A 24,549-nucleotide genomic window follows, 5' to 3' on the forward strand; every position below is an offset into this window, starting at 1 on the left:
GAACTACTCCAGAGTGTTGATAAACATGATGCCAAGCGTGAGCCAGGCAAACGCCAACCCGTGATGGGCTGTGCTTTCGTGCATTTTCAGGCGTTCGAACAGGGGCAGCTTTTGGCTGCTCGCACTGCCTGAGCCTTGGCGGGTCCACTTTTGGCGATCAAGCCGGAACAGCACGTAGGTTTTGATGATCGCGCCGGAAATTTGACCGAAATAGAGGATAAACGGGTGTGTGATCGCGAACCACTCGCGGTTGAAAGCGGCGATATAGGCGCTGAACATGTAGCGCGTGAGCATAACCCAGCTGATGTAAAGCGGGATGATCAGCAGCGTCGAAAACGCAGCGGTGATCAGAACCGAGATCGGGCCGACCATTGTTGTCCAGCAGCTGACACGTTGATCAAGGATCGACCACCATGTGAAAAAGCCCATCTTGCGCGGGCCCATCGCGATGGCGCGACCGTTGGTGCGCATCATGTTGCCAAACCAGCGGACCATCAGTGTTTTGGCACTGTCATAGAAGCCGGGGCGGGGCTGGGTTTCGTAGCTGCGGCTTTGCACATCAGGCAAATATGCAGTCTGATAGCCGCGCTCGAGCAGCCAGAACCATGTTGATTTATCGTCGCCGGTGAGGAAGTTGACACGGCCAAGACGCCAGTGATCAAGGAAGTCCTGACCAACGGCGCGCAGGAATGTCGGATCGGTCGCGAGATCGGCGCGGAACACCGACATGCGGCCTGTCAGGGTCAGAACGCGGTTTGAGAGGCCCATTGAGCACATCATCACCTGACGTTGGTTGAAGCGCAGGTGAAACCAGTCTTTGAACAGGCCTTCCTCTTCAATGATCGCGGCTTCGTGGGTTGTAAGAGCACCTGTGTTGGAGTCGGTAAACACAGGTGCAGAACGTGCCCAGATATCTTCGGGGACGAGCGTGTCGCCGTCGACAAACACCAGCACATCGTGACGGGTGGGTGAGAAGCTCGCCAAAATGCGCAGGGCTTGTGACATCGCATCGCGTTTGCCGTTGGCTTTGATGCGGTCGATGATCAGCTTTACGTGGTTCGGGTCGGTGCCTGTGGCGGTGAAGATCGAGCGGATGAGGCGTTCGTCCATGCCGTCGACCACGGATGCCACGATTGTTGCACCGTCACGCGCGGCCATCGCAGATTTGAAGATCGATCGGTAGACAGCCAGTGTCGCGTCCTGGTCAACCATGTAGCTGGTGACCATATAATAACAGTGGTGGCGCGCGGTGCTTTTGGCGAAACGCGCGGCACGTTGTTTGCGCCAGCGGGGATAAACACGCAGCTTGAAGATCAGCGCGCGTGTGAAGTTGAGCACAGCCCAGCTATAGCGCCATATTCCAAGCGTGCCGATCGCCAGCACAGTGCCCTTCGCGCCCTGCATGTTCCCCAAGAAATCTTGGGGGACAGCAAAGATCAGCAGCACGGCTGCCGCGAAATAGGCGATATGTTGCAAAGCCAACAGCATCAGCTGAGCTCTCTCCTTATAAAGGCTGTTACCAGCAGATACCTTGGTAGTTGGCACCTGAGGTTTGCTCGCGGTTCAGGCGTGTCAGATCAACAATCTGGCGGTGCTCTGACGCGGCTTTCAGGCGCTCGACGGTATCTTTGTAGAGGTTGCCCACAAGCACGGTTCCCGAGCCCTCAATAAGCGCATCAAGATCAGGCTGAAGGCGCTGCTCGAGGTCAGGGACATGCTCGTTCCCACGGCCTGCGCCGGGGGTTTCGGTGTCAAAGGCCTCTTGCACGAAGGGATCGTAGATGTTGACGTCAATGCCGCGGCCAATGAGGCGTGCGGCAAGGGCGATCAGCGGGCTTTCTCGCAGGTCGTCGGTTCCGGGCTTGAAGGAAATTCCGACAAAACCGACTTTTTTCGAGCCGCTGTCGACAACCATCTGCTCGGCCTTGGCGATTTGGGCCTCGTTGGCCTCAAGCACGGCATTGAGCATATGAGCCGGTGTATCGGTGCTATTTGCAAGATAGCGCAGGGCACGCACGTCTTTTGGCAGGCAAGACCCACCAAAAGCAAAGCCGGGGCGCATGAAGTAAGAACTCATGGCGATTTTGTCGTCGGAACAGAGGATCTCCATGACAGATTGCCCGTCGATGCCGCTGGCCTTGGCGATATTGCCGATCTCGTTGGCGAATGTGACTTTGACCGCGCGCCATGTGTTCGAGGTGTATTTCACCATCTCGGCGGTGCGAATATCAACTTGGTGCATGTCGCAGGGCAGGTCTTTGTTGAGACCTTCCAAAATATCGCGGGTGCCTTCATCGAGGTAGCCAAAGACAATCAGTCCCGGGTCGTAATAGTCGGCGATCGCGGTGCTTTCGCGCAGAAACTCTGGATAGTAACCAACGCCGAAGTCTTTACCGGCGACTTTGCCTGAGGCTTTTTCAAGTGCAGGAATGCAAGAGTCGACAGTAGAACCGGGAACGATAGTTGAACGCACAACAACCGAGTGATGTGTCGGCTTGTCGCGCAAGGCGGCGCCGATGCTGTCACAAACCGATGTCACGTAACTAAGACCAACCGAGCCGTCGGGTGCGGAGGGGGTGCCAACGCAGATGAACGAAGCGTCTGTTGCCAGAACGGCGGCGCGAAAGTCGTCAGTTGCTGTCAGTTTGCCAGCTTTGACCACTTCTGCGACCAGCTCGTCGATACCTTCTTCGACAATCGGGCTTTGACCTGAATTGATTGCTTTGATTTTTCCGGGGTCGACATCAACTGCGATTACATCATGCCCGTCGCGTGCCAGACACGCTGCGGATACAACACCTACGTAGCCAATGCCAAAGACGCTAATCTTTGCCATGTGTATGCTCTGCCTCATTGAGTGTCGCCTTTTGGCGGCGACTTTATTGATTATTGTTAAGTATGCAGAAAATTGCCGATCCGACCAAGCGACCTGAGGGAAAGCATACTTGAAAGGGTTAATGATGTGTTAATTTGGACACTTGCGCAGCGCAACTTTGAGGTAAAAATCTGGTAACTAATTGAACAAAAAGAATTATTCAAGAGTGACGCGCCTTAGCGACACAATTGACTTTGTGGGCGCTGGTCTGTCAGAAAGGCTGCTAACAGCCCGAACTCTAGTAGCAGTTGAGGAGAAAGCGGCGTGATACAATTTATACGTGTGATCCTTGTTTTGGCCGCTCTGGCGGTTGTTTCGGCATGTGTTTCGATCACCATCGAGGAACCAAATCGGGAAGGCTCAGGCCTTCGTCAATCTGATTTCTCGGCTCCCAAAGGCTACACGCGATTTCTGAGCGACGCGCCGCATGCGTATCGGCGCGGGCTGGTGAGTGTCGGAGATCCGGTGCGGCGCGGGGTGAGCTCGGAGCGCTTCGAGTTGCGTGATGGCGATTGCGGAGGCTCGGACTGTGGAGCACCACGCTCGCGGGCAGAAATCCAGATGGACCAGACGCTGAGCAAAGCCAAGGTCGGGCAGGATGTCTGGTATGGTTGGAGTTTCTTCAACGCCTCGGTGCCATCTTTCACAAAGCAGAACTCGCTGCGACTGGTGTTCGGACAATGGACGCTCGGCGGCAAGCAGAAGCCTATATTCCGGCTCATCCAGCTTGGCAAAGGCGAGGGAGATTTTAGCAAGTGCCCGCCAACGGGCTGTGCCGGCCCAAGCTATGGAAAAGGCGATGTAGTGGTGCAGCTTGAAGATGTTGCGCGCTATCAAGGCTGGAACGCAGCTCAAAACAACGGCTACATTTGCCGCCTGTTTGATATGCAGGCACAGACTGGCAAGTGGGTTGATTTGACGGTCAACACGAACTTCTCGACGGGGGCAGACGGCTATCTGAGGGTCTGGGTGAACCGGCGGTTGGTGTGCAACTATCGCGGCCCTGTTGTGAGTGCTTTAAGTGCAAACGGTGAAATCAAACACCGTCGCGGCGTTTTCTCATCGTGGCACAAGCGCTGGCGCGATACTATGAAGGGCGAGCCGAGGCCGACGCTTGTTGTATACTATGATGAGTTTCGCACAGGCGCTTCACAGGCGGAAGTTGATCCACAATTCCTGTCGAAAGCAGGCGTTGAGGCGGTTGACTGAAGCTTAAGCCGTGAGGTGAACTGATGCGCCGTCGGCGTAGTGCACTGACAGCGCGCCATCTTCGGCGGTGATAAAGGCAGAGCCCGTCATCGCACCGGTTTTACGCTCGAAACGCAGGACTTTGGCTGAAGACAACTCGGCGGTCACTTCAGCGCCGCGGGCGACAGTAAAGGTCTTCGTTTGGTCATTTTCAGTGCGGCGCATGGTCGGTTTCCTTCAAGCAGTGCCGATACTGCGACGGGCGCAAAAACCCGTTTAGCAGCGAGAAAGAAACTTAGACTTAAGCAGCGTATGCCTTGAGCAGAAACTTCTTTTACGGCTTATCCCCAGACGAATTTGTAACGGCTGGAACGCGAAAATGCAAGAAAATGCCACAGTTAGGCCGGAATTTGGCGCGGTTTTAGGACGGTTTTTGCCCAAGTTTGGCAGATTGTTGCGGCGCCAGAGATAATGTGAAGCAGCATGTCTTATCGTTGAACAGAACTCTACGGCGGCGACGAGGCGGCTACAGGGCGGCTTCAGGCCTGTCGATTCGCGTAAAATTTGAGCCTGTCGGCTTCAGTTTTCGTCGCCTTCGAGCGATTTCAGATAGGCGTCTTTTTTCTTGATGCCTTGCTTTTCAAACCAGCCGGCGACGGGGGCGATGAGGCCCGGAAGCAGCATCATAATGCCTGCCATAATGCCGTCGCTCTTGGGCAACCATGTTTCGAGTTTACCGCTGTCGAGCGCTTTGACCACATGCTCTGCTATTTGCTCGGGTTTCATCGGTGTGGCGTTACCGACAAAATTGAGCGGAGATCCGGCGGGATTTGCCAACTCGGCGGCAAGCATCGGCGTGTCGATGGCGCTCGGGTAGATACCGCTGACTTTGACGCCACATGGGTGCATCTCTAGCGACAGAGACGACATAAAGCCACGCAGCCCGAACTTTGAGGCGGCGTAGGCAGCGCTGTCTTTCATCGGAGCCATAGCGGCGAGCGAGACAATTGAAACGATGTTGCCTGCGCCGCGGGGTTTCATTGCGCGGGCGGCAGCAGCACAGAGGATCATCGGGGCTGTCATATTGATATCAACATGGGCGCGAGTGAGGTCGTCACTGATGCTGCCAACAGAGCCGGGCATGATGATTCCGGCGTTGTTAACCAAAAGATCAACCGGTTGCTCAGTGCTCTCGATACGCTGGCTGAGGGCGGCAAGATCAACCTCTGAACGCAAGTCAGCGGTGATTAGCTCCGGCTTTCCAACGACTTCGGTTGCGGTTGCCTGTAGCTGCGCTTCGTCGCGGTCGGTGAGGATGAGGCTGTAACCTTCAGCAGCGAGCGCCTTGGCCAGAGCGAGGCCAACGCCGCCGCCAGCGCCAGTGATCAGCGCAGTTTTTGGCGCGGAGGTCATTCGGAGGCCGCCCCACACTTGGATTTTGCGCTGTCAAAGTAACCCATTTGCAGCTCTTGCCAGCCCATGTGCTTGCGCAGCTTTTTGAACTCGCTCTTTAGTGCGTCAACGTTGGCGTATGTCGCGTGGCGCTCGCTTTCAATATACTTCACACCTCCGGAAAGGTTCGGGGTGTGTTCGTGAATGCGGGTGCTGAGCTTGTTCCAAGCTGCGGCGTCGTCACGCTGGGCGAGTATTGCACGACCGATGATGTCAGCCATGCCGTCAAACAACTTGTAGATGCCGCCGTTTGTCTCGGTAAAGCCGAGTGCAAAGAGCTGTTGGTTGGCGCGCGAGAACATGTGCAAGTGGTTGTCGGGGCGCGCATTCTTCCAGCTAAACTGGTTCGTGTCGACATAGGGGATGATCCAGTCATAGCCTGTTGCGCAGAGCACCAGATCAACTTGCTCGCGGCTGCCATCTTTGAACAGAACATCCTTACCATCAAGCCGCTCGACATCGCCCTTGGCGATCAGATCACCATGGCCGAGGCAGTGCAACACTTGCGAGTTTACGATCGGGTGGCTTTCGAAAAGCTTGTGGTCTGGCTTGGGTAGGCCGAAGCGGGTAATGTCGCCATTGATAAACCGCAGCAGACCGGCGAAGACGCGCTGCGCCAGCCACATCGGCAGGTGCGGGCCCTCGTCGCCGAAAACATCGGCGGGTTTGCCCATGATGTGCTTAGGGATGAAGTGATAGCCACGGCGCAAGCTCAGGAAAGCGCCGTCGCCAGCTGTTGCCGCGTCACAGACAATGTCACAACCCGAGTTGCCAGCGCCAACAACGAGCACGGTTTTGCCGCGAAACTCGTCCATGTGGCGATAGGTGTTTGCGTGGCGCACTTCGCCAGTGAAAGTGCTGGTTTCGGTGGCCCAAGCGGGCATCTTGGGATGCCATGTTGTGCCTGTCGCGCAGACCATCCAGCGGTAATGCTTCACCTCGCCGTTCGAGAGAGTGATGGCCCACTGGTCATTGGTAAACTCGGCTGCCGTGACTTCGGTGTTGAAGGTGATGTGTTCTTTGAGACCATATTCTGCCGCAAAGCTTTTCATATAGTCAAAGATCTCCCGGTTTGACGGGTAGTCAGGATAGCTTTCAGGCATCGGAAAATCCGAGAAATACGACAGGGTCTTGGAGGAGATGAAATGTGCCGAGGCATACATTGGCGTGCCGGGGTTCTCGATGTCCCAGACTCCACCGACTTCGCTGTGGCGCTCGAAAACGTCAAAGGCGATGCCGAGGTTTTTGAAGGCACGCGCGAGGGCGAGGCCGCCAGGGCCAGCGCCGATGATACAGGCTCGGTTTGATGTGGTGGATGTCATGCGGCCTCTCGAAAAGCGGGTGCCTCTGGTTGTCTGTTCAGGCCGCGCTCATTTTCGTTAAGCGCCGTTTTGCATCCAGCCAACGAGACGTGCGTTCATCTCTTCTAGCTGGGGGCCAATTTCGAATGTAGCGTCAGGTTTTTTGCGGATGTAGTCCAGAAATGCCATCGTTGCTATGCTGTCCAGCACCTTCGCAGCTTGCTCTTCGCAGAGGGTATCAGGCAGGTGCCCGTGCTTCTTTAATTTCTGAACCAGAAGGACATATTGCCGACGGATCTTCAGCAGGCAGGCTTCATATTTTTTGGAGAAGGGGGAGTCAGGAAACGCGAGAAAGGCAGCGACGGCGAATCGCCACATTTCAGAGGTGAGCCCGTCGTTGCGGTAAGAAAAATGACATTTGGTTAGCTGACTTATTGCAGTTTTTGCATTTCTTACTGGAGCTTCCAAAACTTCGTTGCCGTAAGAAAGCCCTATCTCGAAGTCGTCGACAACAACAGCCAGAAGCAGATCATTTTTGGTTTTGAAATACCCGTAGATTGTTCCTGCTGAAACACCGGCCTCTTGGGCAATTTCTTCAAGCTTAACGGCTTCATACCCATAATTCCGAAACATCAACATCGCTGTGTTGAGCATCGCTTCGCGACGTTCTCTTTTTTGTTTTTGCCTCAAACCAGTCATCAGGCAACTTTAAGGAAAATTGAAGTTGACTACAATAATTAAGTTGACTCAAGTTGAGAGAGTAATGTTGAATTGACAGGAGATAGATCAACGGCGCAACGGTTGCCAAGGTTTGGGGAGAGCGCAGATGGTGTTTACTAGATGATAGAAATTGCAGGACTGTCCAAGACTTTTGGCTCGGGGGCGAGCGCCTTTACGGCCCTTAAAGACATCAATGTGACAATTCAGGAAAACGAGTTTTTTACCTTGCTCGGCCCGTCGGGCTGCGGAAAGACCACGTTGCTGCGCTCGATAGCCGGGTTCGTTGATCCGAGCACCGGAACGCTGACCATCAATGGCGAGGACATCTTGTCAAAGCCGCCGTTTGCGCGGCCCGTCAATACGGTGTTTCAGAACTATGCACTGTTTCCACATATGACCGTGGCCGAGAACATCGGGTTCGGGCTGGAGATGCAAGACCGGCCGAAAGCCGAAATTAAATCTGTTGTTGGCGATATGCTGGAACTGGTGCAGATGACGCAAATGGCTGACCGCATGACCAGTCAGATTTCCGGAGGCCAACAACAGCGGGTTGCTCTGGCGCGGGCATTGGCCCCGAAGCCGGAAGTGCTGCTGCTGGACGAGCCACTGTCGGCGCTGGATTTCAAGCTGCGAAAAGAGATGCAGATCGAGCTTAAGCGGTTGCAGGCAGAGACGGGGATTACCTTTGTTTTCGTTACGCATGACCAAGAAGAAGCGCTGACCATGTCAGACAGGATCGCCGTGATGAATGCGGGACGTATCTTGCAAATTGGTGGGCCGAAGGACATTTACGACCATCCGGCTGAACGCTTTGTTGCGGACTTTATTGGCGATACCAACTTTGTTGATGGCGAAGTGAAGAAAGTCGCCGGAGAGACGGCGCAAGTGCAGTTGCAATCGGGCAAAGTGATCAAAGCGCGCAATGTCGCGGGCGGCGCGACGTCGGGGCCTGTCACGGTTGCGGTGCGTCCCGAGCATGCAGACTTATCAGCGCCAGGAGGGCTCATTGACGGCACGCTCAAGAACATCATCTATTTTGGCACCGATACGCATTATCATGTGCAAACAGACGACGGTTCAACCTTTGTTATCCGGCGACAGAACCAACCTGACGCCGTCGAGGCGCATGAGGTTGGTGAAAAAGTTGGAGTGACCTTCAACGCGGGCGTTGCCCAGATTTTGAGGGATTGAGAGCATGTCAAACGAGACACAATCCGCCAAAACGCGTTGGCTTTTACTTTCTCCGGCGCTGTTTATCCTGAGTATTGCTGCGGCAGGGCCGTTGCTGATCGTTCTGGTCTACTCGTTCTTGACTGCAGGGGATTATGGCGGCGTTGTTTGGGACTTCTCGACAGACGCCTGGTTCAATGTGTTTGCCGAGAAAGACTTCTTTGACGATACAATCGGCTTTTCAGATGCCCATTTGTCGATCTTCTGGCGCTCGGTCAAGCTCTCGCTGATGACCACGATTGTGGCGCTCTTGGTTGGCTTTCCAACGGCATATTTCATTGCGACCCGACCCGAGAGTCAACGCAATGCCTGGATGTTGCTGATCATGGTGCCGTTCTGGACCAATCTGTTGATCCGGACTTTTGCGGTGATGGAAATCATTCGCAATGAGGGTGTCATCAATAGTGTCCTGATTAAGATCGGCCTGATCAGCGAGCCGATCCAGATGCTATACACCGAGTTCGCCGTCACGCTAGGGATGTTCTATGTCTTCCTGCCGCTGATGGTTTTGCCGGTCTATGCGAGCATGGAACGGATGGACTTTTCGCTGGTTGAAGCGGCCTATGACCTTTACGCCTCGCGCTGGCGGGTGCTCAAACGGGTTATCTTCCCGCTGGTGAAACCCGGTGTCGTGGCTGGGTCGATCCTCGTGTTTATCCCGTCGCTGGGCGCTTACGTTACACCGCGGGTTTTGGGCGGCGGCAAGCAGCTGATGCTCGGCAATCTGATCGAGCTGCAATACGGGCAGGGGCGTAACTGGCCTCTGGGGGCGGCGCTTTCGATTACTTTGCTGGCGATCGTTATGGTCGCGCTGATCTTTTACGTGCGCGCGGCTGGCGACGAGGAGACGTCTCATGGCTAAGGCACGCGGTTTTGACATTCGGCGACAGAATGGTTTCGTCTTTGTAGCGCTGTGCTGTTTTGTGATGCTGTATCTGCCGATCATCTTGCTGGTAGTCTATTCGTTCAATTCGGGGAGTAGCATCGCAATTTGGGAGGGGTTTTCGCTTAAGTGGTATGCATTGGCCTGGCAAAACGACAAGGTGCAAGACGCGACAATCCTCTCGCTTATCATCGCGTGTTGCGCGTCGTTTGTGGCGACCAGTGCCGCTGTGATGGCCGCACTTGCCACGACCCGCACCAACAAGTTTCGCGGCTCGGCGCTGGTTTTTGCGATGATCAACCAACCGCTGATGATCCCCGAAATCGTCACCGCTGTGGCGCTGCTGATCTTCTTTGCGATGATCAAAGTCTACACCGGCTACACAGGTCTGTGGTATCTGATCATTGCGCATTCGGCGTTTTGCATTCCGTTTGCCTATATGCCGATCCGTGCCCGCCTTCAGGGGATGGATCTGAGCTTGGAGCAGGCTGCTGCTGATCTTTACGGCACGCCTTGGCGGGTGTTTCGCAAGGTGACATTGCCGCAGCTTTGGCCGGGTGTGTTGGCCGGTGCGATGCTGGCCTTCGTTATTTCGCTGGATGATGTGGTGATAACCGAGTTCGTCAAATCTGCCGGACAGGACACGTTGCCGACCTACATGCTGGGGCAGATACGCCGAGTCGTAACGCCCGAAGTCAACGCCATCTCAACCATACTGCTCGCGATCTCTGTTGCTCTGGTGATTGCGTTTTACAAACTGTCACAAAGAACTGACCAGAGCACAAAAAAATAACAACTAGGGAAAATGAAGATGAAAACACTTATTGCATCTGTTGGCCTTACGGCCGCACTCACTGCGACAATGGCGCTGCCAGCAATGGCGGAAGGCACGTTGAACATTTACAACTGGGGCAACTATACCAACCCCGAGTTGATCACCAAGTTTGAAAAGGAAACGGGTATCACTGTCACGGTCACTGACTTTGATAGTAACGACACAGCCCTTGCCAAAATCAAGGCTGGTGGTCACGGGTTTGATATCGTTGTGCCATCAGGCACCTATATCCCGATCTGGGTGGGCGAGGGCCTACTGCTTGAAACCAACCCCAACCAGATGGCGAACTTCAAGCACATGGATCCGCAGTGGGTTGATGTGGCGTTTGATCCGGGCCGCAAGTATTCGGTTCCGTGGCAGTGGGGCACTGTTGGTGTAACCGTCAACACCTCGGTTTACAGCGGCGACCCCAACACGGCTGCGATCATTCTTGATACGCCAGAGGAACTCAAAGGCAAGGTTAACGTCGTGCCGGAGATGAACGATGTGATGGGCATGGCAATTAAATATGTTGGTGGTGAGCAATGCACTGGCGACAAGGAAGTGCTCAAAAAGGTGCGTGATACGCTTGTCGAGGCCAAGAAAGACTGGTTGTCGATCGACTATGGAGCGATTGAGAAATATGCCAAAGGCGATCTGTCAGCTGGTGTAAACTGGAACGGTGCGTCTTATCGTGCGCGTGAGCAAAACCCAGACATCGTGTTTGGTTACCCGCAAGAGGGCTTCCCTGTCTGGATGGACAATGCCGTGGTTTTGGCTGACGCTCAGAACCCCGAAAATGCCAAACTGTTCCAGAACTTCATCATGGATCCTGAAAATGCGGCGATGATCTCGGCCTTTGCACGATATGCAAACGGCATCGCAGGATCAGAAGCCTTCATGCCAGAAGATATGTCGACAGCACCAGAGATCGTCATCCCTGCCGAGCTCAAAGGCGCGGCCTATGTTGCGCGGGTATGCCCACCGGAAGTGACGAAGATTTACACGAAAATCTGGACTGAACTGCAAAAGTAACTCAGCCACATGGCAGTCGGGGAGCTCTGCTTAGGGCTCCCCATTTATATGGAGAAACAAATGTCTGATATCGTCATCCTTAATGGCCGGGTCATTACGTTCGATGGGCCTGATGCTGAAGCTATTGCCATCAAAGATGGTAAGGTCACCGCTGTGGGCAGCACTGCCGAAATCCGCGAAATGGCGGGGAGTGCACAGGTGATTGATGCACAGGGTGGCACGGTGATGCCGGGATTTATCGACAGTCATGTGCACCTGTTCGGCGGCGCCGCCGAACTCGATTTTCTCAACCTTACAGGCGTCATTGGTGTCGAGGCACTTACGGCGGTTGCAAGGCCCTATAGTGCCGCGCGGCCAGATGACAAATTGCTGTTCGCGTGCTCGATTGACTATGCTCTGATCGGGGATCGCTCGATCACGCGGCACGATCTGGATGCCGCGATCCCTGACCGGCCATTTGCGGCGTCTACGGCGGATCACCACACGGTTTATGCCAACACCAAAGCGCTGGAGCTGGCGGGTTTGCTGCATGGGGCTGACTGCGGCACCGGCTCGGAAGTTGTGATGGGCAAGGACGGTTTGGCCACGGGTGAGCTGCTGGAAGCGGCGGCGTTTATGCCTGTGCTGGAGATGACCCATCTTGGCGGTCGCGAGATGCTGGGGATGACGACAGGTGCTGATCCGATCCCTGCACCAGATGCCAAGACCCGCGCTATCGACAAAGGTGTTATTGCCAATGGCTACAAGCATTGCGCTATGCATGGCATAACCAGCCTGCACAACATGGACGGCAACTTCTATCAGCTTGAGCTGCTCGCCGAGATGGAAGCCGAGGGCACACTTTTGTGCCGCACCGAGATACCCATGCACCTCAAACACACCGACCCGGTTGAGCGTGTCGATGAAGCCGCCGAGATGCGCGCCAAGTATAGCGGTGACATGGTTTGGTCGAACCGTGTGAAGATGTTCATGGACGGGGTGATCGACAGCAAAACCGCTTATATGCTTGAGAATTACCCGAACACTGACAGCCGCAGTGAGCCGCTGTTCTCGGCGGAACACTTCAACGAAGCGGCGATACGCGCTGATGCGATGGGCCTGCAAATTGCGGTGCATGCGATTGGTGATGCTGCCGTGCGCCAGACGCTCGACGGCTACGAGGCTGCGCAAAAGGCCAACGGTGTGCGCGACAGTCGTCACCGCATCGAGCATATTGAAACGATCCACCCGAGTGATATTCCACGCTTTAAGCCGCTTGGCGTGGTCGCTTCCATGCAGCCGCTGCATTCGCCGCGCGGCGGTTTTTTTCCTGCCTATGAAAGCGGCGATATCATTCACCCGCATCAGATCGAAACCGCATTTGCATGGAAAACCCTTCGCGATGCTGGGGCTGCGCTGATCTTCTCGACAGACTGGCCGGTTGTGCCCGTTGATGTGATGCCGACCATCCAGGGTGCGGTTGCAGGCGTGGAGCTGCCATCCGTGTGGCTTGACCAGCGGTTGCCGCTACGCGAGGTGCTTGCCGCTTACACGCGTGACAACGCGTGGGTCGAGTTCAACGAACACCGCAAGGGCCGTTTGCGTGTGGGTATGATGGCCGACGTGGTGGTGATGGATGCTGATCTGGATGCCATGCCAATTGACCAATTGGGCAGCGCAATGCCTGCCGTAACAATCTGCGGCGGTCGCATCACCTTTGAAGCTTAAGCCAAGGGTTTGTCACGCTTGAAGCGCTTGCTTGGCATCAAGCTCCGGCGTTCCAACCGCGGCCCTTGGTGCCAAACATTTCATAGCCGGTGTCTGTTACTGCGAGCGTATCTTCCAGTTTGATATACCCGCGCTTGGGGTGAAGTATGTGGGTCTCGATTGACAACACCATGCCGGTTTTAAGCGGCTTGTCGGCATCACGCCCTTCATAGGCAACCGGTTTGTTGGTGAGCAGGAAGGGCGCTTCATGACTGACGAGGCCCATACCATGACAGAAGAAATCGGTGTGGTCTTTGTTGGGTTGCCGCGCGAGAGCCTCTTGACCGGCGGTAATCGCTTCTGCACCGGAGGCGCCTGCTTTGACTTCGGCGAAGGCCGCCTGCTGGATCTCTTCGATTTCACCGAGCAGATCAACCAGCTCGCTGTCGGGCGCGCCCAACACGCCCATACGGCAGATGTCACCGATGTAGCCGTTCATGTTGCCGCCGGAATCAAGCGAGAGCACTTCCCCCGGTTGCCATGCTTGATCTGATCCTGCGCGATTGTGGCTGCTGCCCATCGCGATGAGGCAATAGTCAAAGGTCAGTCCGCGTTTGGTCTCTTCAAGGCGCAGGCGTTCGATGATCTCATGTTTCGTCGCGCCTTCGCCCGTCGCGGCAAATGTGGACTGCATGCTATCGGTGATTTTCTCGGACGCCGCACGAAGTTGCGCGAGCTCGGCGGGCGCCTTCACCGCGCGCAGGTTCTCCATAACAGTGGTGGCACTGGCGAACTCGCAATCAGGCAGGCTGGATTGTAGAAGCTCCATTGTATCTGAGGGCACAAAGGGGTGCTCGACGCCGATGCGGCCGGTCGTGACGCCCATCTTCTTCAAATGTTCGATTGCTGTGCCCATGCCATCAAGGCTTCCCCATGACATCGGGTAGAAATGCGGCACCCAGAAGGGCGCATTGTCGTGTTCGCCTTTTTCCATCGTATTGCCGACATAGGCGGTTTTGCTTTTGTCGCCTTTCACATAGGCGAACACGGGCAAATAGCGGCTGTGTCCGATCGCGTCCATCGCCGCAAAGAAGATGAAGCGATAGCCGCCCATCAAATACTGAGCGTTGTGCTTTGACGTAACCAAGAGCACATCAAGCCCCGCCTCATCCATCAAGGCGTCAAGATGATCGAAGTCATAGTTCAGTGCGGTCATGTCAGGCCCCTTTGTTGTTCTTGGCTGGGAGCAGGTGGAAGTCGGGCGCTTCGCGTAGGGCCTTTTCGGGGCCTGTTGGTGAATAGACCACAAAGATTTCCATCGCGTCGCTGCCGATATTTTTGGTCGCATGAAAGCGGCTCTCGGGGATGAAGACGGTTGTGCCCGGGCCGACTTCGCGGGTCTCTTCAACGCCGTTCTCGTCCTCGATCATCTGCTCGCCCGTGCCTTTGATGATAAAGATGATCTCTTCGGCGCCGGGGTGGTTGTGGCGGGTGTGGCCTTGGCCTGGTGGCACGAAAACAACCCCAGCCGAGAACTGCTTGGCATCGTTCACTTCGGGTGCGCAGGTGAGGGCGAGCTTGCCCCAGTCAAAGCCGAAGTTTTGCACATCATCGGGGTGAACAAAGAACTTATCCATAGCTGTGTTCATGACGGGTCGCCTTTCTGTTTGGTGTTTACATCCATTGATTTGAATTTCTCGATCTGCTCGCGGATGGCGATCTCGGTTGGTAGGCGCTCGGCGCTGCTGGCACCATAAAAGCCGTGGCAGCGATCGCAGTGTTGCAAGATGTAAGCAGCATCATCGGGCATGGCTATCGGGCCGCCGTGGCAGATGATGATCACATCGTCGCGCACTGCGCGCGCGGCAGCAGAAATTGCGTCAATCTCGGCCACGCAGTCATCGAGGCTCTTGGCCGATGTCGCGCCGATGCTGCCGCCGGTGGTGACGCCCATATGTGCTACGATGATGTCTGCGCCTGCCTTGGTCATGGCGGTGGCCTCATCGGGGTTGAAGACATAGGGCGTGGTCAGCAGGCCGATCTCATGCGCCTGCGCGATCATGTCGACCTCTAAGCCGTAGCCCATGCCTGTCTCTTCAAAACTCTGGCGCATGGCTCCGTCAAACAAGCCGATGGTCGGGAAGTTTTGCACGCCAGAAAAGCCCATTGCCTTAAGCTCGGCCAGAAACTGTGGCATCAGGATGAACGGGTCTGTGCCGTTGACACCGGCAAGGACTGGTGTGTTGTTGACCACTGGTAACACTTCAACCGCCATCTCTTTGACGATCTCGTTGGCGTTACCATAGGCCAGCAAACCTGCCGATGAGCCACGGCCCGCCATGCGGTAGCGCCCTGAGTTGTAGATCACGATCAGGTCAATCCCGCCCGCCTCTTCGGACTTGGCAGAGAGGCCGGTGCCAGCACCGCCTCCGATGATCGGCTGGCCTTGCTCAACGAGTGCGGCGAATTTTTTCAGTATGGTTGCGCGGGGAATAAAGGGCATTGGCTATCCTATGAGATGTCGAAATAGGCCTGCGCCGCGGCTGCGGAGAAGGCGGGATCATTGATATGACATGGGAGCCGCTTGATCGAGCGGCTGGCGGTTTGGTTGAGTGTGCGTTCAAGGGCAGTGAAGAGCGCATCGTTTGCGGCTACGTCCCAGAAGGGGCCGCCTTCGATGTCGAGCGCCGAGATGCCTTTTTCGGGCAGCAGCAAGCATACGGGGCCTGTGGATTTGTTGAGCTTGCCCGCGATCCAAGTGCCGATTTCGGCCGCCTCGGCGGCGGTGGTTCGCATCAAGGTAACGTTACTGTTGTGGTGATAGAACAGCCGGTCCTTGAAGCGCTCGGGCACCGTGTCAGGCGCCCAGAAATTGACCATATCGAGCGCGCCGACCGAGCCGACATAGGGCTTGCCGCTGGCGATCACAGCATCAAGCCGCGCGGGGCCGGCAGAGAGCACGCCGCCGACAACTTCATCTGCAATTTCGGTTGTGGTGATGTCGATCAGCCCGTCAAGCATGCCTTGGCCTAGAAGCTCTTCCATGCTCCGCCCGCCAGTGCCTGTGGCGTGAAAGATTACCCCGTCAAGCCGCGCAGCGATCTCTTCACTGATTTGGGTCACTGAAGGGGTCGTGACACCGAACATGCTCAGCCCGACACTCGGGCGGGTATCGTCAGGAGCTGTATATGGCGCGGCGGCCATGCCGAGAATAGCATGGGCAGCATTGTGCAAAATCCGACGGCTGATCCGGTTGAGGCCGGCGATGTCGGTGACCGAAGGCATCATGATGATGTCGCTGGTGCCGACATATGGCGCAACGTCACCTGAAGCCAATGTCGAGACCATCAATTTTGGCACACCGTACGGCAGGGTGCGCATGCCAGCGGTCACGATCGACGTGCCGCCTCCGCCGCCAAGCCCGATGATCGCGCCGATTTTTGACTGGTTGGCATGGCAATACCGGGCAAAAGAATCGGCCATAGCCGCCACAGCTTGCCCGCGATCGTCTCCGCCCAGTACTGCTTCAGTACCGTCAGGATGCTGCGCTGCGATCTCGCTTGAAGAGACGTTAACCGCGCAGCCTGCAGCTCGCGTGCCGACATCAATGATGCACGTGTCTGCGCCACCTTGCTTTAACAAATCAGCCAGATAGGTGATCTCGGCCGATTTGGTATCCGATGTCCCGACGAGATGTATCACACGATCAATTCCTTTCTCTGCCCTGCATATATCTGGTCTAACCAGATTCGACCTTTTGGCGCTCACGATCTGCAAGAAACTTTGGAGCGATGCTATACAAGATAGTGCGGTATTAAAGAAGTTTTTTGCTTCAAACGTCAATTTTTCACGTATCTTCACGCAAATATCGTTGAAAACCTCTTTGAACAAAGTCTTGACAGCCTCGCGCATCTGGTATTACCAAAAGGGAGAAGCGGAGCGCTGTCACAGTTAGCGACTGTACTTTGGTAAGTACTTTGATAGCCGCCCCGCCAAAAAAGCAATTCTGGGAGGAATGGTATATGACAACGAAATTGGGAGGAATGCTGGCAGGGGTCGCGTTCGGCGCGCTTACCGCAACAGCAGCTTCAGCCGAAGATTTGGTGATCTTCTGGGCGGAGTGGGATCCGGCGAACTACATGCAGGAACTCGTGAACGAGTATGAAGAAGAGACGGGCATTTCCGTTACCGTGGAAACAACGCCTTGGTCGGATTTCCAGACAAAGGCTTTCACCGAGTTCAACGCTCGCGGCAGCGCTTATGATATGATCATTGGCGATAGCCAGTGGCTTGGCGCGGCGTCTGAGGGCGGCCACTATGTTGACCTGACCGATTTCTTCAAAGAGCATAACCTCGGTGAAGTGATGGCCCCGGCGACCGTGAAGTATTACGCTGAATATCCTGGCAATTCAGGCAAGTATTGGGCGATTCCAGCTGAGGGTGACGCGGTAGGCTGGTCTTATCGCAAGGACTGGTTTGAAGACCCTGCCGAGATGGCGGCCTTCAAAGAGAAGTATGGTTATGACCTTGCGCCACCCGCGACATGGGCGCAAATGACCGACATTGCCGAGTTCTTCCACCGTCCGGATGAGGACCGTTACGGCATCGCGATCTATACCGACAACAGCTATGATGCGATGGTTATGGGTGTAGAGAACGCACTCTTCTCGTATGGTGCTGATCTTGGTGACTTTGAAACATACAAAGTCGAGGGCTATGTGAACTCGCCAGAAGCGGTTGCTGCTCTTGAGAACTACAAGAAGCTTTACGGTTACACACCTCCGGGTTGGGCCAAGACTTTCTTTGTGGAGAACAACCAAGCGATCACCGAAGGCCTTGTTGCCATGTCGATGAACTACTTCGCATTCTTCCCGGCACTGCTGAATGAGGCTACAAACCCGCATGCTGCGAATACCGGCTTCTTTGCCAACCCGGCAGGCCCGGGCGGCGACCAGTTCGCGGCTCTTGGTGGTCAGGGTATTTCAGTGGTGAAGTATTCTGAAAATCAGGAAGAATCGATGAAGTTCCTTGAGTGGTTCATCAAGGACGAAACCCAGAAGCGCTGGGCCGAGCTTGGTGGCTATACAGCGAGCGCCGCGGTTCTTGAATCAGAAGAGTTCCGCAAAGCTACGCCTTATAACGAAGCGTTCTACCAGACGATGTTCAAGGTTAAGGACTTCTGGGCGGTGCCTGAGTTTGCTGAACTTCTGACATCAGCCAACCAGCGTCTGTATCCATTCATTGTTGGTGATGAGGGCACAGCAGAAGAAACGCTGAATGCGCTTGCGGCTGACTGGACGGCGACGTTCAAGAAGTATGGTCGGGGCGAGTAACCTTACCGCAAATCCAACCAAATGAGGGGCGCTGCGGCGCCCCTCCCTTTCCCTACATTCGAAGTTGCAAGGAAGCAGTCCAGTGGCCAGCGACGTAATGACCAAACTGGATCCGAAATCAAAAGCTGCGGCTAAGGGTTTTAGTGATCTTACCATCAGAAACTTGTTCATCATTCCGACGATCGTGTTTCTCATCGTTTTCAATATTTTCCCACTGCTCTATTCGCTGGGATACTCCTTTACAGATTTTCGCGCATCTACCAACAATCCGGCGAAGTTTGTGGGCTTGCAGAACTACCGTGATCTGCTGAGCGATCCGTTCATCTGGAAGAACTTTTCAATCACCGCAAAATACGTTCTGATCTCGGTGACCGGACAAGTGGTCGTTGGCTTCGGCCTGGCGATGTTGCTTAACCGCACTCTCCCCCTCAAAGGTTTGATTACTACGCTTTTGCTCTTGCCGATGATGCTGTCGATGGCGGTTGTAGGGCTGTTCTGGAAGCTGCTGTATGATCCGAACTTTGGTATCATCAACTACTTCCTCGGGCTTGGTAAGTTCGAGTGGCTCGCCGACCCTGACGTCGCCCTTTGGGCGATCGCGATTGTCGATATCTGGATGTGGGCACCTTTCGTGATGCTCCTATCGCTTGCTGGTTTGTCGGCGGTGCCCAAGCACCTCTATGAAGCCGCCGAGATTGATCGTGCCGGAAGCCTCTATACCTTCTTTCGGATCACTCTGCCGATGGTGGCGCCGATCCTGATGATTGCGATTATTTTCCGCACGATGGAAGCGTTCAAGACGTTTGACCTCGCGTATGTTCTCTCGTCGCAGCCGACCACCGAGCTGATCGCTATCCGTCTCTACAAAATGGCGTTCCAGGAGTGGCAGACAGGCATGTCGTCGGCGTTTGCCTATATCGTGCTGATCATGGTCGTGGCGATCACCAATATTTATGTAAAATACCTCAACAAAGTGAAGGCGCGCTGATATGGCTGGTGTCCGAACCCCCCGCGAAACATGGACGAACCGTACCGCAATTTTTGCAGTGTTCGTCGCCCTTGTTATCATGCTGACGCCGATTTACTGGATTGCAGCAACGGCCTTTAAACCACGCAATCTGGCAACGACGATCCCGCCAACTGTTGCTTTCACCCCCGAGGTTTCACCATTTGTGAAACTGTTCACCAAACGCAGCCAACTGCGCGAGCAGCCGACGCAAGAAGAGTATGATGCGGCCCCGTGGTGGGAGAAGATGGTGTTTGACGGTGGTGAAAAGGTTGTGCGCAACCGCAAGACAGGCGAGGTGCGCTCGTCAGGCTACGGTGACCGCTTCAAAAACTCGCTGATTGTTTCGATCATCTCGACGCTGGTCGCGGTGTCGATGGGCACGCTGACGGCCTACGGGTTTAGCCGATTTAAGGTGAAGGGCGAGGACGACTGGCTGTTCTTTATCCTGTCCACGCGCATGTTGCCCCCCGTTGTCGTCGCGATCCCGATGTTTCTTATGTATCGCGTCGTCGGCCTCAACGACACGCACATGGGGCTGATCATTCTCTACACCGCGTTCAACCTAAGTTTTGCAGTCTGGATCATGAAGGGGTTTATCGACGAGATCCCCAAAGAATACGAGGAAGCCGCGCTGGTTGATGGTTACACGCGCATGCAGGCTTTCTTTAAGGTGGTGTTGCCCGAGGCCCTAACCGGCATGGCGGCAACAGCGGTTTTGTGCTTCATCACCGCGTGGAATGAATATGCCTTTGCGTTGATTATGACCAACCGCAACGCGCAGACTGCGCCGCCTTACATCCCCTCACAGGTCGGCTCGGGCTTGCCCGACTGGACCGTGATCGCAGCAGGCACACTCTTGTTCCTGATCCCTGTGGCGATCTTCACCTTCCTTCTGCGCAATCACTTGCTGCGCGGCATGTCCTTCGGAGCGATCCGCAAATGAGTTTTCGTAGCATAAACCACAAGTACCTCGCCCCCGCGGCGCAAGGCGTGATGATCTTTGGCATCGTTTCCCTGTGCCAGCCTTGGAGCCTATTCTTGCACAAGTATGGTGTCACGCTAACGCTGTTCGGGTTGATCGCCTTTATGATCACCTCGAAAATCGCGCCAGACCCTGCACCGGAAGAAGTGTTCGATGACGAGTTTAGCGATGCGCAGAGTTCGCACAAAGACGGAGGAAACCTCTGATGGCACAAATAGAAATGCGCAATGTGCAGAAATTCTTTGGCGCCAATCAGGTTCTAAAGGACTTTCACCTTACGATCGAAGACGGCGAGTTTGTTGTTATGCTTGGGCAATCAGGCGGCGGTAAAACAACGGCTCTGCGCGCCATTGCCGGACTTGAAACGATCACTGACGGTAAGATCCTGATCAACGGCAAAGAAGTGCAGGACAAGAAAGCTGCTGATCGTGACATCGCCTTTGTCTTCCAGTCCTTCTCGCTCTACCCGCATATGACGGTGCGTGAGAATATTGCCTTTCCATTACGCGCAGTGCGTATGGATGCCGCCGAACGAGATAGCGCCATCAAGGAAGTTGCCGAGACGCTGCAAATCGCGCAGCACCTTGATCGCAAGCCCTCGGCTCTGTCCGGTGGTGATATGCAGCGCGTGGCCATTGGCCGTGCTCTGGTGCGTCGCCCGCAGGCTCTTTTGATGGACGAGCCACTCGGAGTGCTCGACACCGAGTTGCGAGAACAAATGCGCGCCGAGATAAAACGCCTGCACATCGCCCGGGGATCAACTTCGGTTTATGTGACGCACGATCAGATTGAGGCTATGAGCCTCGCTGACAGGATCGTTATCCTGCATGATGGCGTGTTGCAGCAAGTCGGCTCACCCGACGATGTCTACCTGCATCCAACCAATCTCTTTGTAGCCAAATTCGTTGGTTCACCGGTGATGAACATCGCTGATGTGCACATAGAGGGCTCTCGTGTTGCTTTGCCTGGAGATGGCGCCGGCTTTCAGTTTGACGAAACCACGCTGTCAAAGCTGCAGAACACCGGCGACGGCGTGACGCTTGGCATCCGTCCTGAGGCCGTTCTTCTGAGCCAGAAAAAGTCGAAGGGTTATGTTGAAGCTGTGACCACCAACATTGAGCCGCTTGGCAGCCATGACATCGTAGATGTGCGCCTCGGCGACACTGTTATGCGAGCTCGCACCGAAAGCGGGTTCGTGCGCGGAGAGGGGGCCCAAGTTTGGGTAAATCTTGACCCGTCGCAAGCGCATTTCTTTGATAACAAAACCGAGTTAAACTTGCGGGGGGGCGCCTGATGGCAGATATCGCACTTGAAGGCATTTCCAAAAAGTTTGGCCCGAACACGGCGCTTCGCGGAGTCGACATTGACATCAAAGATGGTGAGTTCTTTGTTCTGCTCGGTCAGACGGGCGCAGGCAAAACGACGACTTTGCGGGTGATTGCGGGCCTAGAGAAGCCCGACACGGGCCGCGTGATGATTGAAGGTCAAGATGCCACCAACTGGAACGCAGCCGAGCGCGATGTGGCTCTGGTTTTGCAGCAATATTCGCTTTATCCACGGCTCACTGTGCGCGGTAATCTTGAGTTTCCGCTAAAGTCCAAAACCCAGAACTTTACGCCTGAAGAGATCAATGAGCGGGTAGAGCGTGCCGCGGAAACGCTCCAAATAACCCGCCTGCTTGATCGTAAGGTGGAGCGGCTTTCTGGCGGAGAAATGCAGCGCGTGTCAATCGGCCGCGCCATTGTGCGAAACCCGCGTGTGTTCCTGATGGACGAGCCCCTGTCGGCACTTGATGCCAACCTGCGTGATGTGTTGCGAGTCGAGCTTAAGAAGCTGCATCACGATTTGGGCGCGACCTTTGTTTTTGTGACGCATGACCAGGTCGAAGCCATGTCGATGGGTGACAAGATCGGTGTGATGAACAAAGGTAAGCTGGTGCAGGTCGGCACGCCTGACGAAATCTACTCCAAACCGCTCAATACTTTTGTCGCACGGTCTGTAGGCACGCCGCCGATGAACTTGCTTGACGGCAAGCTAGAGGGAGACGTGGCTGTGATTGAAGCAGGCGGGCATCGTTTGCCTGTAAACGAGCCAACGGCGAAAGACGGGCAAGCGGTGTGTTTCGGTATCCGCCCGGAGGATGTTGTGATCGCGCCGGACGCGCCGGCAAAGGGCCGTGTGTTTGACGTTGAAAACCATGGCGTGATCAAGATTTTGACCATTGAAGCGGGTGGTGAGCATATCCATGCGACCGTTTCAGCGCAGATGAAAATCGGCATTGATGATCCGGTCAACTTTGGGTGGAAACCCGAGAAGGTGCTGTTCTTTGATCCGCAGACAGGGTTGAATCTCGGGCTTAGCTGAAACGCGCGAGGAACTTGCCCCAAATCTCCGGATTGCAGAAGTTGTCCGGCTGCTCGCCGCTGAGGATGCGAGCAGTTTCATGGACAACGCCTTGGCCCATCCGCAGCATGCTTTCCTCGGTGATCCCCGCCATATGCGGCGTTAGGATCATGTTGGGCACACCCCAAAACGGATGATCATGCGGTAAAGGTTGCTCGGCAAACACATCAACTGCGGCGCCGCCAAGATGCCCTGCGAGGAGCGCCTCGGCCAAGGCGGCCTCATCAGTCACGGGGCCGCGTGCGACGTTGATCAGCACCGCCCCTTGCTTCATTTTGGCAAGTGCGTTGGCATCGATGATCCCGCGCGTTTCGTCAGTCAGCGGACAACATAGCACCAGCACATCAGACCGCGCCAAGAGCGTGTCCAGTGACACCGCTTCAATACCGTCTGGCAGGTTTGCGGGGCTACGTGTCTGGGAGATCACTTTACAACCAAAGCCGTGCCGCGCCATGTTGGCGACTTGCTTGCCGACATTGCCCGCCCCCAGAAGGCCAACAGTGCGACCGGAGAGTTCACGCCCTTGATTTGAATGCGCGCGCCCAGTTTCCCAGCCGTTTAGCCGCAGATCGGTGTTTACCATCGGATTGTTTCGCAGCAAGGCCAGAGAAGACCAGAGCACATGCTCGGCCACGGTCACAGCGTTGGCACCGGGAACATTGGCAACCAACACACCTGCCTCGCTCGCCACATCAACAGGGATCATATCAAGCCCTGCACCGTGGCGCACGCAGGCCATCAAACCAGTCTCACGGGTGATGATTTCCGGCGCGATTTTGGCCCGCACGACGATGATCTCGGCTCCGACGCTCTGTTCCAGAATGGCGCTAGGTGTCGGGGCGCTTGCCACGCGATACTCACCGAGCGCTTCAAGCGCTTGCGACACTTCGGGGTGCAAAACGTGGGTAGAAAAGATGATCTTCCGGTCGGACATTGACGTCACCTATTGTAGGGTATCTGGGTCTTTGTCTTCGAGCAGCTCAGACCAGTAGCTCATCGCGCCGCGCAGATGCGAGTTCATTAAAGCCATCGACAGTGCTCCGTCACGGCGGCGCAATGCGTCATAGATTTGCTGGTGTTCCAAATGCGACTGGCGGTTGCGCTCACCCTCGCGAAAATAGATCGACAGGCGTTTTTCGCTCAGCACGTAGAAGGTGGTGCAGAGGTTGTAGAACACCTGGTTTTGAGTGGCACGCACGATTTCGAGGTGAAAGTCATGATCAAGGCTTGCCAGCGCCTCACCGGCATCAAGGCGCTTCTGGGACTCTACCAGAATGTTTTCTAGCGTCGCAAAGTTCTCTTCGGTGGCGCGCTCGGCGGCCATTTCGGCGGCTTTGATCTCGTGGATTTTGCGCACTTCGACGGCTTCGTAGATCTGGCGAGGATCAACCGGAAGTCCTGCACGTGCAAAGAAAGCTAACTGCTCGATGCCGCGCTGGTCTTTGCGAATATAGATGCCGGACTTGGCGCGTCGCTCGATGACTTGCATTGCTTCCAGAATCGCTAGAGATTCGCGGACTTGCCCGCGGCTGACAGTGAAATGCTCTGCCAGTTCTCGCTCAGACGGCGCTTTACCATCGTTGGCTTCGGCAGCCGCTATCAGGTGCGACGCGAGCATTGGAAGGAAGTCCTTTTCCT

The 24,549-nt window shown here is 55.4% G+C and carries 24 protein-coding genes; 12 read left to right on the top strand and 12 right to left on the bottom strand.

Going from position 1 to position 24,549, the window contains the following annotated elements; all coding sequences use genetic code 11:
- Positions 1-3: 3 nt before the first annotated feature.
- Positions 4-1,488: a glycosyltransferase gene (locus KO498_RS06235; protein ID WP_215959016.1), complete on the bottom strand. Its 1,485-nt coding sequence runs from the start codon at positions 1,486-1,488 to the stop codon at positions 4-6.
- Positions 1,489-1,516: 28 nt separating this feature from the next.
- Complete coding sequence (locus KO498_RS06240; RefSeq protein ID WP_215959017.1) at positions 1,517-2,836, bottom strand: nucleotide sugar dehydrogenase; 1,320 nt, start codon at positions 2,834-2,836, stop codon at positions 1,517-1,519.
- A 303-nt stretch (positions 2,837-3,139) separates the two neighbouring features.
- Between KO498_RS06240 and KO498_RS06245 the strand changes: the two genes are divergently transcribed.
- Entirely contained in the window at positions 3,140-4,084 is a 945-nt protein-coding gene (locus tag KO498_RS06245) for a heparin lyase I family protein (RefSeq protein WP_215959018.1), read from the top strand.
- 3 nt (positions 4,085-4,087) lie between these two features.
- On the opposite strand, the gene KO498_RS06250 is transcribed toward KO498_RS06245, so the two are convergent.
- The 4 genes from KO498_RS06250 to KO498_RS06265 all read right to left on the bottom strand — a co-directional run bounded on the left by KO498_RS06250 (position 4,088) and on the right by KO498_RS06265 (position 7,515).
- Positions 4,088-4,288: a hypothetical protein gene (locus KO498_RS06250; protein WP_215959019.1), complete on the bottom strand. Its 201-nt coding sequence runs from the start codon at positions 4,286-4,288 to the stop codon at positions 4,088-4,090.
- Positions 4,289-4,642: 354 nt separating this feature from the next.
- Positions 4,643-5,476 (bottom strand): SDR family NAD(P)-dependent oxidoreductase, encoded by an 834-nt coding sequence (locus tag KO498_RS06255; protein WP_215959020.1) that lies wholly within the window; start codon positions 5,474-5,476, stop codon positions 4,643-4,645.
- On the bottom strand, positions 5,473-6,837 hold the full coding sequence (locus tag KO498_RS06260; protein ID WP_215959021.1) for a flavin-containing monooxygenase: 1,365 nt from the start codon (positions 6,835-6,837) through the stop codon (positions 5,473-5,475). The genes KO498_RS06255 and KO498_RS06260 overlap by 4 nt, the downstream gene beginning before the upstream one ends.
- 57 nt (positions 6,838-6,894) lie before the next feature.
- Positions 6,895-7,515 carry a TetR/AcrR family transcriptional regulator gene (locus KO498_RS06265; RefSeq protein WP_215959022.1) on the bottom strand — a complete coding sequence of 207 codons (621 nt, stop codon included), beginning with the start codon at positions 7,513-7,515 and terminating at the stop codon, positions 6,895-6,897.
- A gap of 141 nt (positions 7,516-7,656) precedes the next feature.
- On the opposite strand from KO498_RS06265, the gene KO498_RS06270 reads away from it, so the two are divergent.
- The 5 genes from KO498_RS06270 to KO498_RS06290 are packed head-to-tail and all read left to right on the top strand — an operon-like array spanning position 7,657 to position 13,205.
- Entirely contained in the window at positions 7,657-8,727 is a 1,071-nt protein-coding gene (locus tag KO498_RS06270; RefSeq protein WP_215959023.1) for an ABC transporter ATP-binding protein, read from the top strand.
- Between the two features lie 4 nt (positions 8,728-8,731).
- Positions 8,732-9,628, top strand: a complete 897-nt coding sequence (locus KO498_RS06275; RefSeq protein ID WP_215959024.1) for an ABC transporter permease — start codon at positions 8,732-8,734, stop codon at positions 9,626-9,628.
- Positions 9,621-10,442, top strand: coding sequence for an ABC transporter permease (locus tag KO498_RS06280; RefSeq protein WP_215959025.1), 822 nt, complete (start codon positions 9,621-9,623; stop codon positions 10,440-10,442). Before KO498_RS06275 ends, KO498_RS06280 begins: the two co-directional genes overlap by 8 nt.
- A gap of 18 nt (positions 10,443-10,460) precedes the next feature.
- Complete coding sequence (locus KO498_RS06285; RefSeq protein WP_215959026.1) at positions 10,461-11,498, top strand: ABC transporter substrate-binding protein; 1,038 nt, start codon at positions 10,461-10,463, stop codon at positions 11,496-11,498.
- Between the two features lie 60 nt (positions 11,499-11,558).
- Positions 11,559-13,205, top strand: a complete 1,647-nt coding sequence (locus KO498_RS06290; protein WP_215959027.1) for an amidohydrolase — start codon at positions 11,559-11,561, stop codon at positions 13,203-13,205.
- 37 nt (positions 13,206-13,242) lie between these two features.
- Here the strand turns inward: KO498_RS06290 and KO498_RS06295 are convergent, their stop codons facing one another.
- The 4 genes from KO498_RS06295 to KO498_RS06310 are packed head-to-tail and all read right to left on the bottom strand — an operon-like array spanning position 13,243 to position 16,886.
- On the bottom strand, positions 13,243-14,400 hold the full coding sequence (locus tag KO498_RS06295; protein WP_215959028.1) for a M24 family metallopeptidase: 1,158 nt from the start codon (positions 14,398-14,400) through the stop codon (positions 13,243-13,245).
- Position 14,401: 1 nt separating this feature from the next.
- Complete coding sequence (locus KO498_RS06300) at positions 14,402-14,833, bottom strand: cupin domain-containing protein (RefSeq protein WP_215959029.1); 432 nt, start codon at positions 14,831-14,833, stop codon at positions 14,402-14,404.
- A complete protein-coding gene (locus KO498_RS06305; RefSeq protein WP_215959030.1) occupies positions 14,830-15,687 on the bottom strand; it encodes a phosphoenolpyruvate hydrolase family protein in 858 nt (285 codons plus the stop codon). Before KO498_RS06305 ends, KO498_RS06300 begins: the two co-directional genes overlap by 4 nt.
- An 8-nt stretch (positions 15,688-15,695) precedes the next feature.
- A complete protein-coding gene (locus KO498_RS06310) occupies positions 15,696-16,886 on the bottom strand; it encodes a Tm-1-like ATP-binding domain-containing protein (RefSeq protein WP_354667630.1) in 1,191 nt (396 codons plus the stop codon).
- 320 nt (positions 16,887-17,206) lie between these two features.
- Between KO498_RS06310 and KO498_RS06315 the strand changes: the two genes are divergently transcribed.
- The 6 genes from KO498_RS06315 to KO498_RS06340 all read left to right on the top strand — a co-directional run bounded on the left by KO498_RS06315 (position 17,207) and on the right by KO498_RS06340 (position 22,872).
- Positions 17,207-18,517: an ABC transporter substrate-binding protein gene (locus KO498_RS06315; RefSeq protein ID WP_215959032.1), complete on the top strand. Its 1,311-nt coding sequence runs from the start codon at positions 17,207-17,209 to the stop codon at positions 18,515-18,517.
- An 82-nt stretch (positions 18,518-18,599) separates the two neighbouring features.
- Positions 18,600-19,505 carry a carbohydrate ABC transporter permease gene (locus tag KO498_RS18165; RefSeq protein WP_215959033.1) on the top strand — a complete coding sequence of 302 codons (906 nt, stop codon included), beginning with the start codon at positions 18,600-18,602 and terminating at the stop codon, positions 19,503-19,505.
- 1 nt (position 19,506) lies between these two features.
- Positions 19,507-20,469 carry a carbohydrate ABC transporter permease gene (locus KO498_RS06325; RefSeq protein ID WP_252731296.1) on the top strand — a complete coding sequence of 321 codons (963 nt, stop codon included), beginning with the start codon at positions 19,507-19,509 and terminating at the stop codon, positions 20,467-20,469.
- The gene (locus KO498_RS06330; RefSeq protein ID WP_215959034.1) at positions 20,466-20,714 is read left to right on the top strand and encodes a hypothetical protein; all 249 of its coding nucleotides are present in this window, start codon (positions 20,466-20,468) and stop codon (positions 20,712-20,714) included. The genes KO498_RS06325 and KO498_RS06330 overlap by 4 nt, the downstream gene beginning before the upstream one ends.
- On the top strand, positions 20,714-21,802 hold the full coding sequence (locus tag KO498_RS06335; protein WP_215959035.1) for an ABC transporter ATP-binding protein: 1,089 nt from the start codon (positions 20,714-20,716) through the stop codon (positions 21,800-21,802). The genes KO498_RS06330 and KO498_RS06335 overlap by 1 nt, the downstream gene beginning before the upstream one ends.
- Entirely contained in the window at positions 21,802-22,872 is a 1,071-nt protein-coding gene (locus KO498_RS06340; RefSeq protein WP_215959036.1) for an ABC transporter ATP-binding protein, read from the top strand. Before KO498_RS06335 ends, KO498_RS06340 begins: the two co-directional genes overlap by 1 nt.
- Here KO498_RS06340 and KO498_RS06345 read toward each other — a convergent pair.
- Both KO498_RS06345 and KO498_RS06350 read right to left on the bottom strand, forming a co-directional pair.
- A complete protein-coding gene (locus tag KO498_RS06345; RefSeq protein WP_215959037.1) occupies positions 22,865-23,845 on the bottom strand; it encodes an NAD(P)-dependent oxidoreductase in 981 nt (326 codons plus the stop codon). The two genes, KO498_RS06340 and KO498_RS06345, sit on opposite strands and share 8 nt — an antisense overlap.
- Positions 23,846-23,854: 9 nt before the next feature.
- Positions 23,855-24,529, bottom strand: a complete 675-nt coding sequence (locus KO498_RS06350; RefSeq protein ID WP_215959038.1) for a FadR/GntR family transcriptional regulator — start codon at positions 24,527-24,529, stop codon at positions 23,855-23,857.
- Positions 24,530-24,549: the final 20 nt, after the last annotated feature.

Origin of the sequence: Lentibacter algarum, from assembly GCF_018860975.1 — a bacterium.
In the GTDB taxonomy this organism is placed as follows: Bacteria; Pseudomonadota; Alphaproteobacteria; order Rhodobacterales; family Rhodobacteraceae; genus Lentibacter; species Lentibacter algarum_A.

Coding starts and splice junctions, on each gene's coding strand:
- KO498_RS06235 (WP_215959016.1), bottom strand. CDS start 1,488: ATGCTGTTGGCTTTGCAACATATCGCCTATTTCGCGGCAGCCGTGCTG.
- KO498_RS06240 (WP_215959017.1), bottom strand. CDS start 2,836: ATGGCAAAGATTAGCGTCTTTGGCATTGGCTACGTAGGTGTTGTATCC.
- KO498_RS06250 (WP_215959019.1), bottom strand. CDS start 4,288: ATGCGCCGCACTGAAAATGACCAAACGAAGACCTTTACTGTCGCCCGC.
- KO498_RS06255 (WP_215959020.1), bottom strand. CDS start 5,476: ATGACCTCCGCGCCAAAAACTGCGCTGATCACTGGCGCTGGCGGCGGC.
- KO498_RS06260 (WP_215959021.1), bottom strand. CDS start 6,837: ATGACATCCACCACATCAAACCGAGCCTGTATCATCGGCGCTGGCCCT.
- KO498_RS06265 (WP_215959022.1), bottom strand. CDS start 7,515: ATGACTGGTTTGAGGCAAAAACAAAAAAGAGAACGTCGCGAAGCGATG.
- KO498_RS06270 (WP_215959023.1), top strand. CDS start 7,657: ATGATAGAAATTGCAGGACTGTCCAAGACTTTTGGCTCGGGGGCGAGC.
- KO498_RS06275 (WP_215959024.1), top strand. CDS start 8,732: ATGTCAAACGAGACACAATCCGCCAAAACGCGTTGGCTTTTACTTTCT.
- KO498_RS06280 (WP_215959025.1), top strand. CDS start 9,621: ATGGCTAAGGCACGCGGTTTTGACATTCGGCGACAGAATGGTTTCGTC.
- KO498_RS06285 (WP_215959026.1), top strand. CDS start 10,461: ATGAAAACACTTATTGCATCTGTTGGCCTTACGGCCGCACTCACTGCG.
- KO498_RS06290 (WP_215959027.1), top strand. CDS start 11,559: ATGTCTGATATCGTCATCCTTAATGGCCGGGTCATTACGTTCGATGGG.
- KO498_RS06295 (WP_215959028.1), bottom strand. CDS start 14,400: ATGACCGCACTGAACTATGACTTCGATCATCTTGACGCCTTGATGGAT.
- KO498_RS06300 (WP_215959029.1), bottom strand. CDS start 14,833: ATGAACACAGCTATGGATAAGTTCTTTGTTCACCCCGATGATGTGCAA.
- KO498_RS06305 (WP_215959030.1), bottom strand. CDS start 15,687: ATGCCCTTTATTCCCCGCGCAACCATACTGAAAAAATTCGCCGCACTC.
- KO498_RS06315 (WP_215959032.1), top strand. CDS start 17,207: ATGACAACGAAATTGGGAGGAATGCTGGCAGGGGTCGCGTTCGGCGCG.
- KO498_RS06325 (WP_252731296.1), top strand. CDS start 19,507: ATGGCTGGTGTCCGAACCCCCCGCGAAACATGGACGAACCGTACCGCA.
- KO498_RS06330 (WP_215959034.1), top strand. CDS start 20,466: ATGAGTTTTCGTAGCATAAACCACAAGTACCTCGCCCCCGCGGCGCAA.
- KO498_RS06335 (WP_215959035.1), top strand. CDS start 20,714: ATGGCACAAATAGAAATGCGCAATGTGCAGAAATTCTTTGGCGCCAAT.
- KO498_RS06340 (WP_215959036.1), top strand. CDS start 21,802: ATGGCAGATATCGCACTTGAAGGCATTTCCAAAAAGTTTGGCCCGAAC.
- KO498_RS06345 (WP_215959037.1), bottom strand. CDS start 23,845: ATGTCCGACCGGAAGATCATCTTTTCTACCCACGTTTTGCACCCCGAA.
- KO498_RS06350 (WP_215959038.1), bottom strand. CDS start 24,529: ATGCTCGCGTCGCACCTGATAGCGGCTGCCGAAGCCAACGATGGTAAA.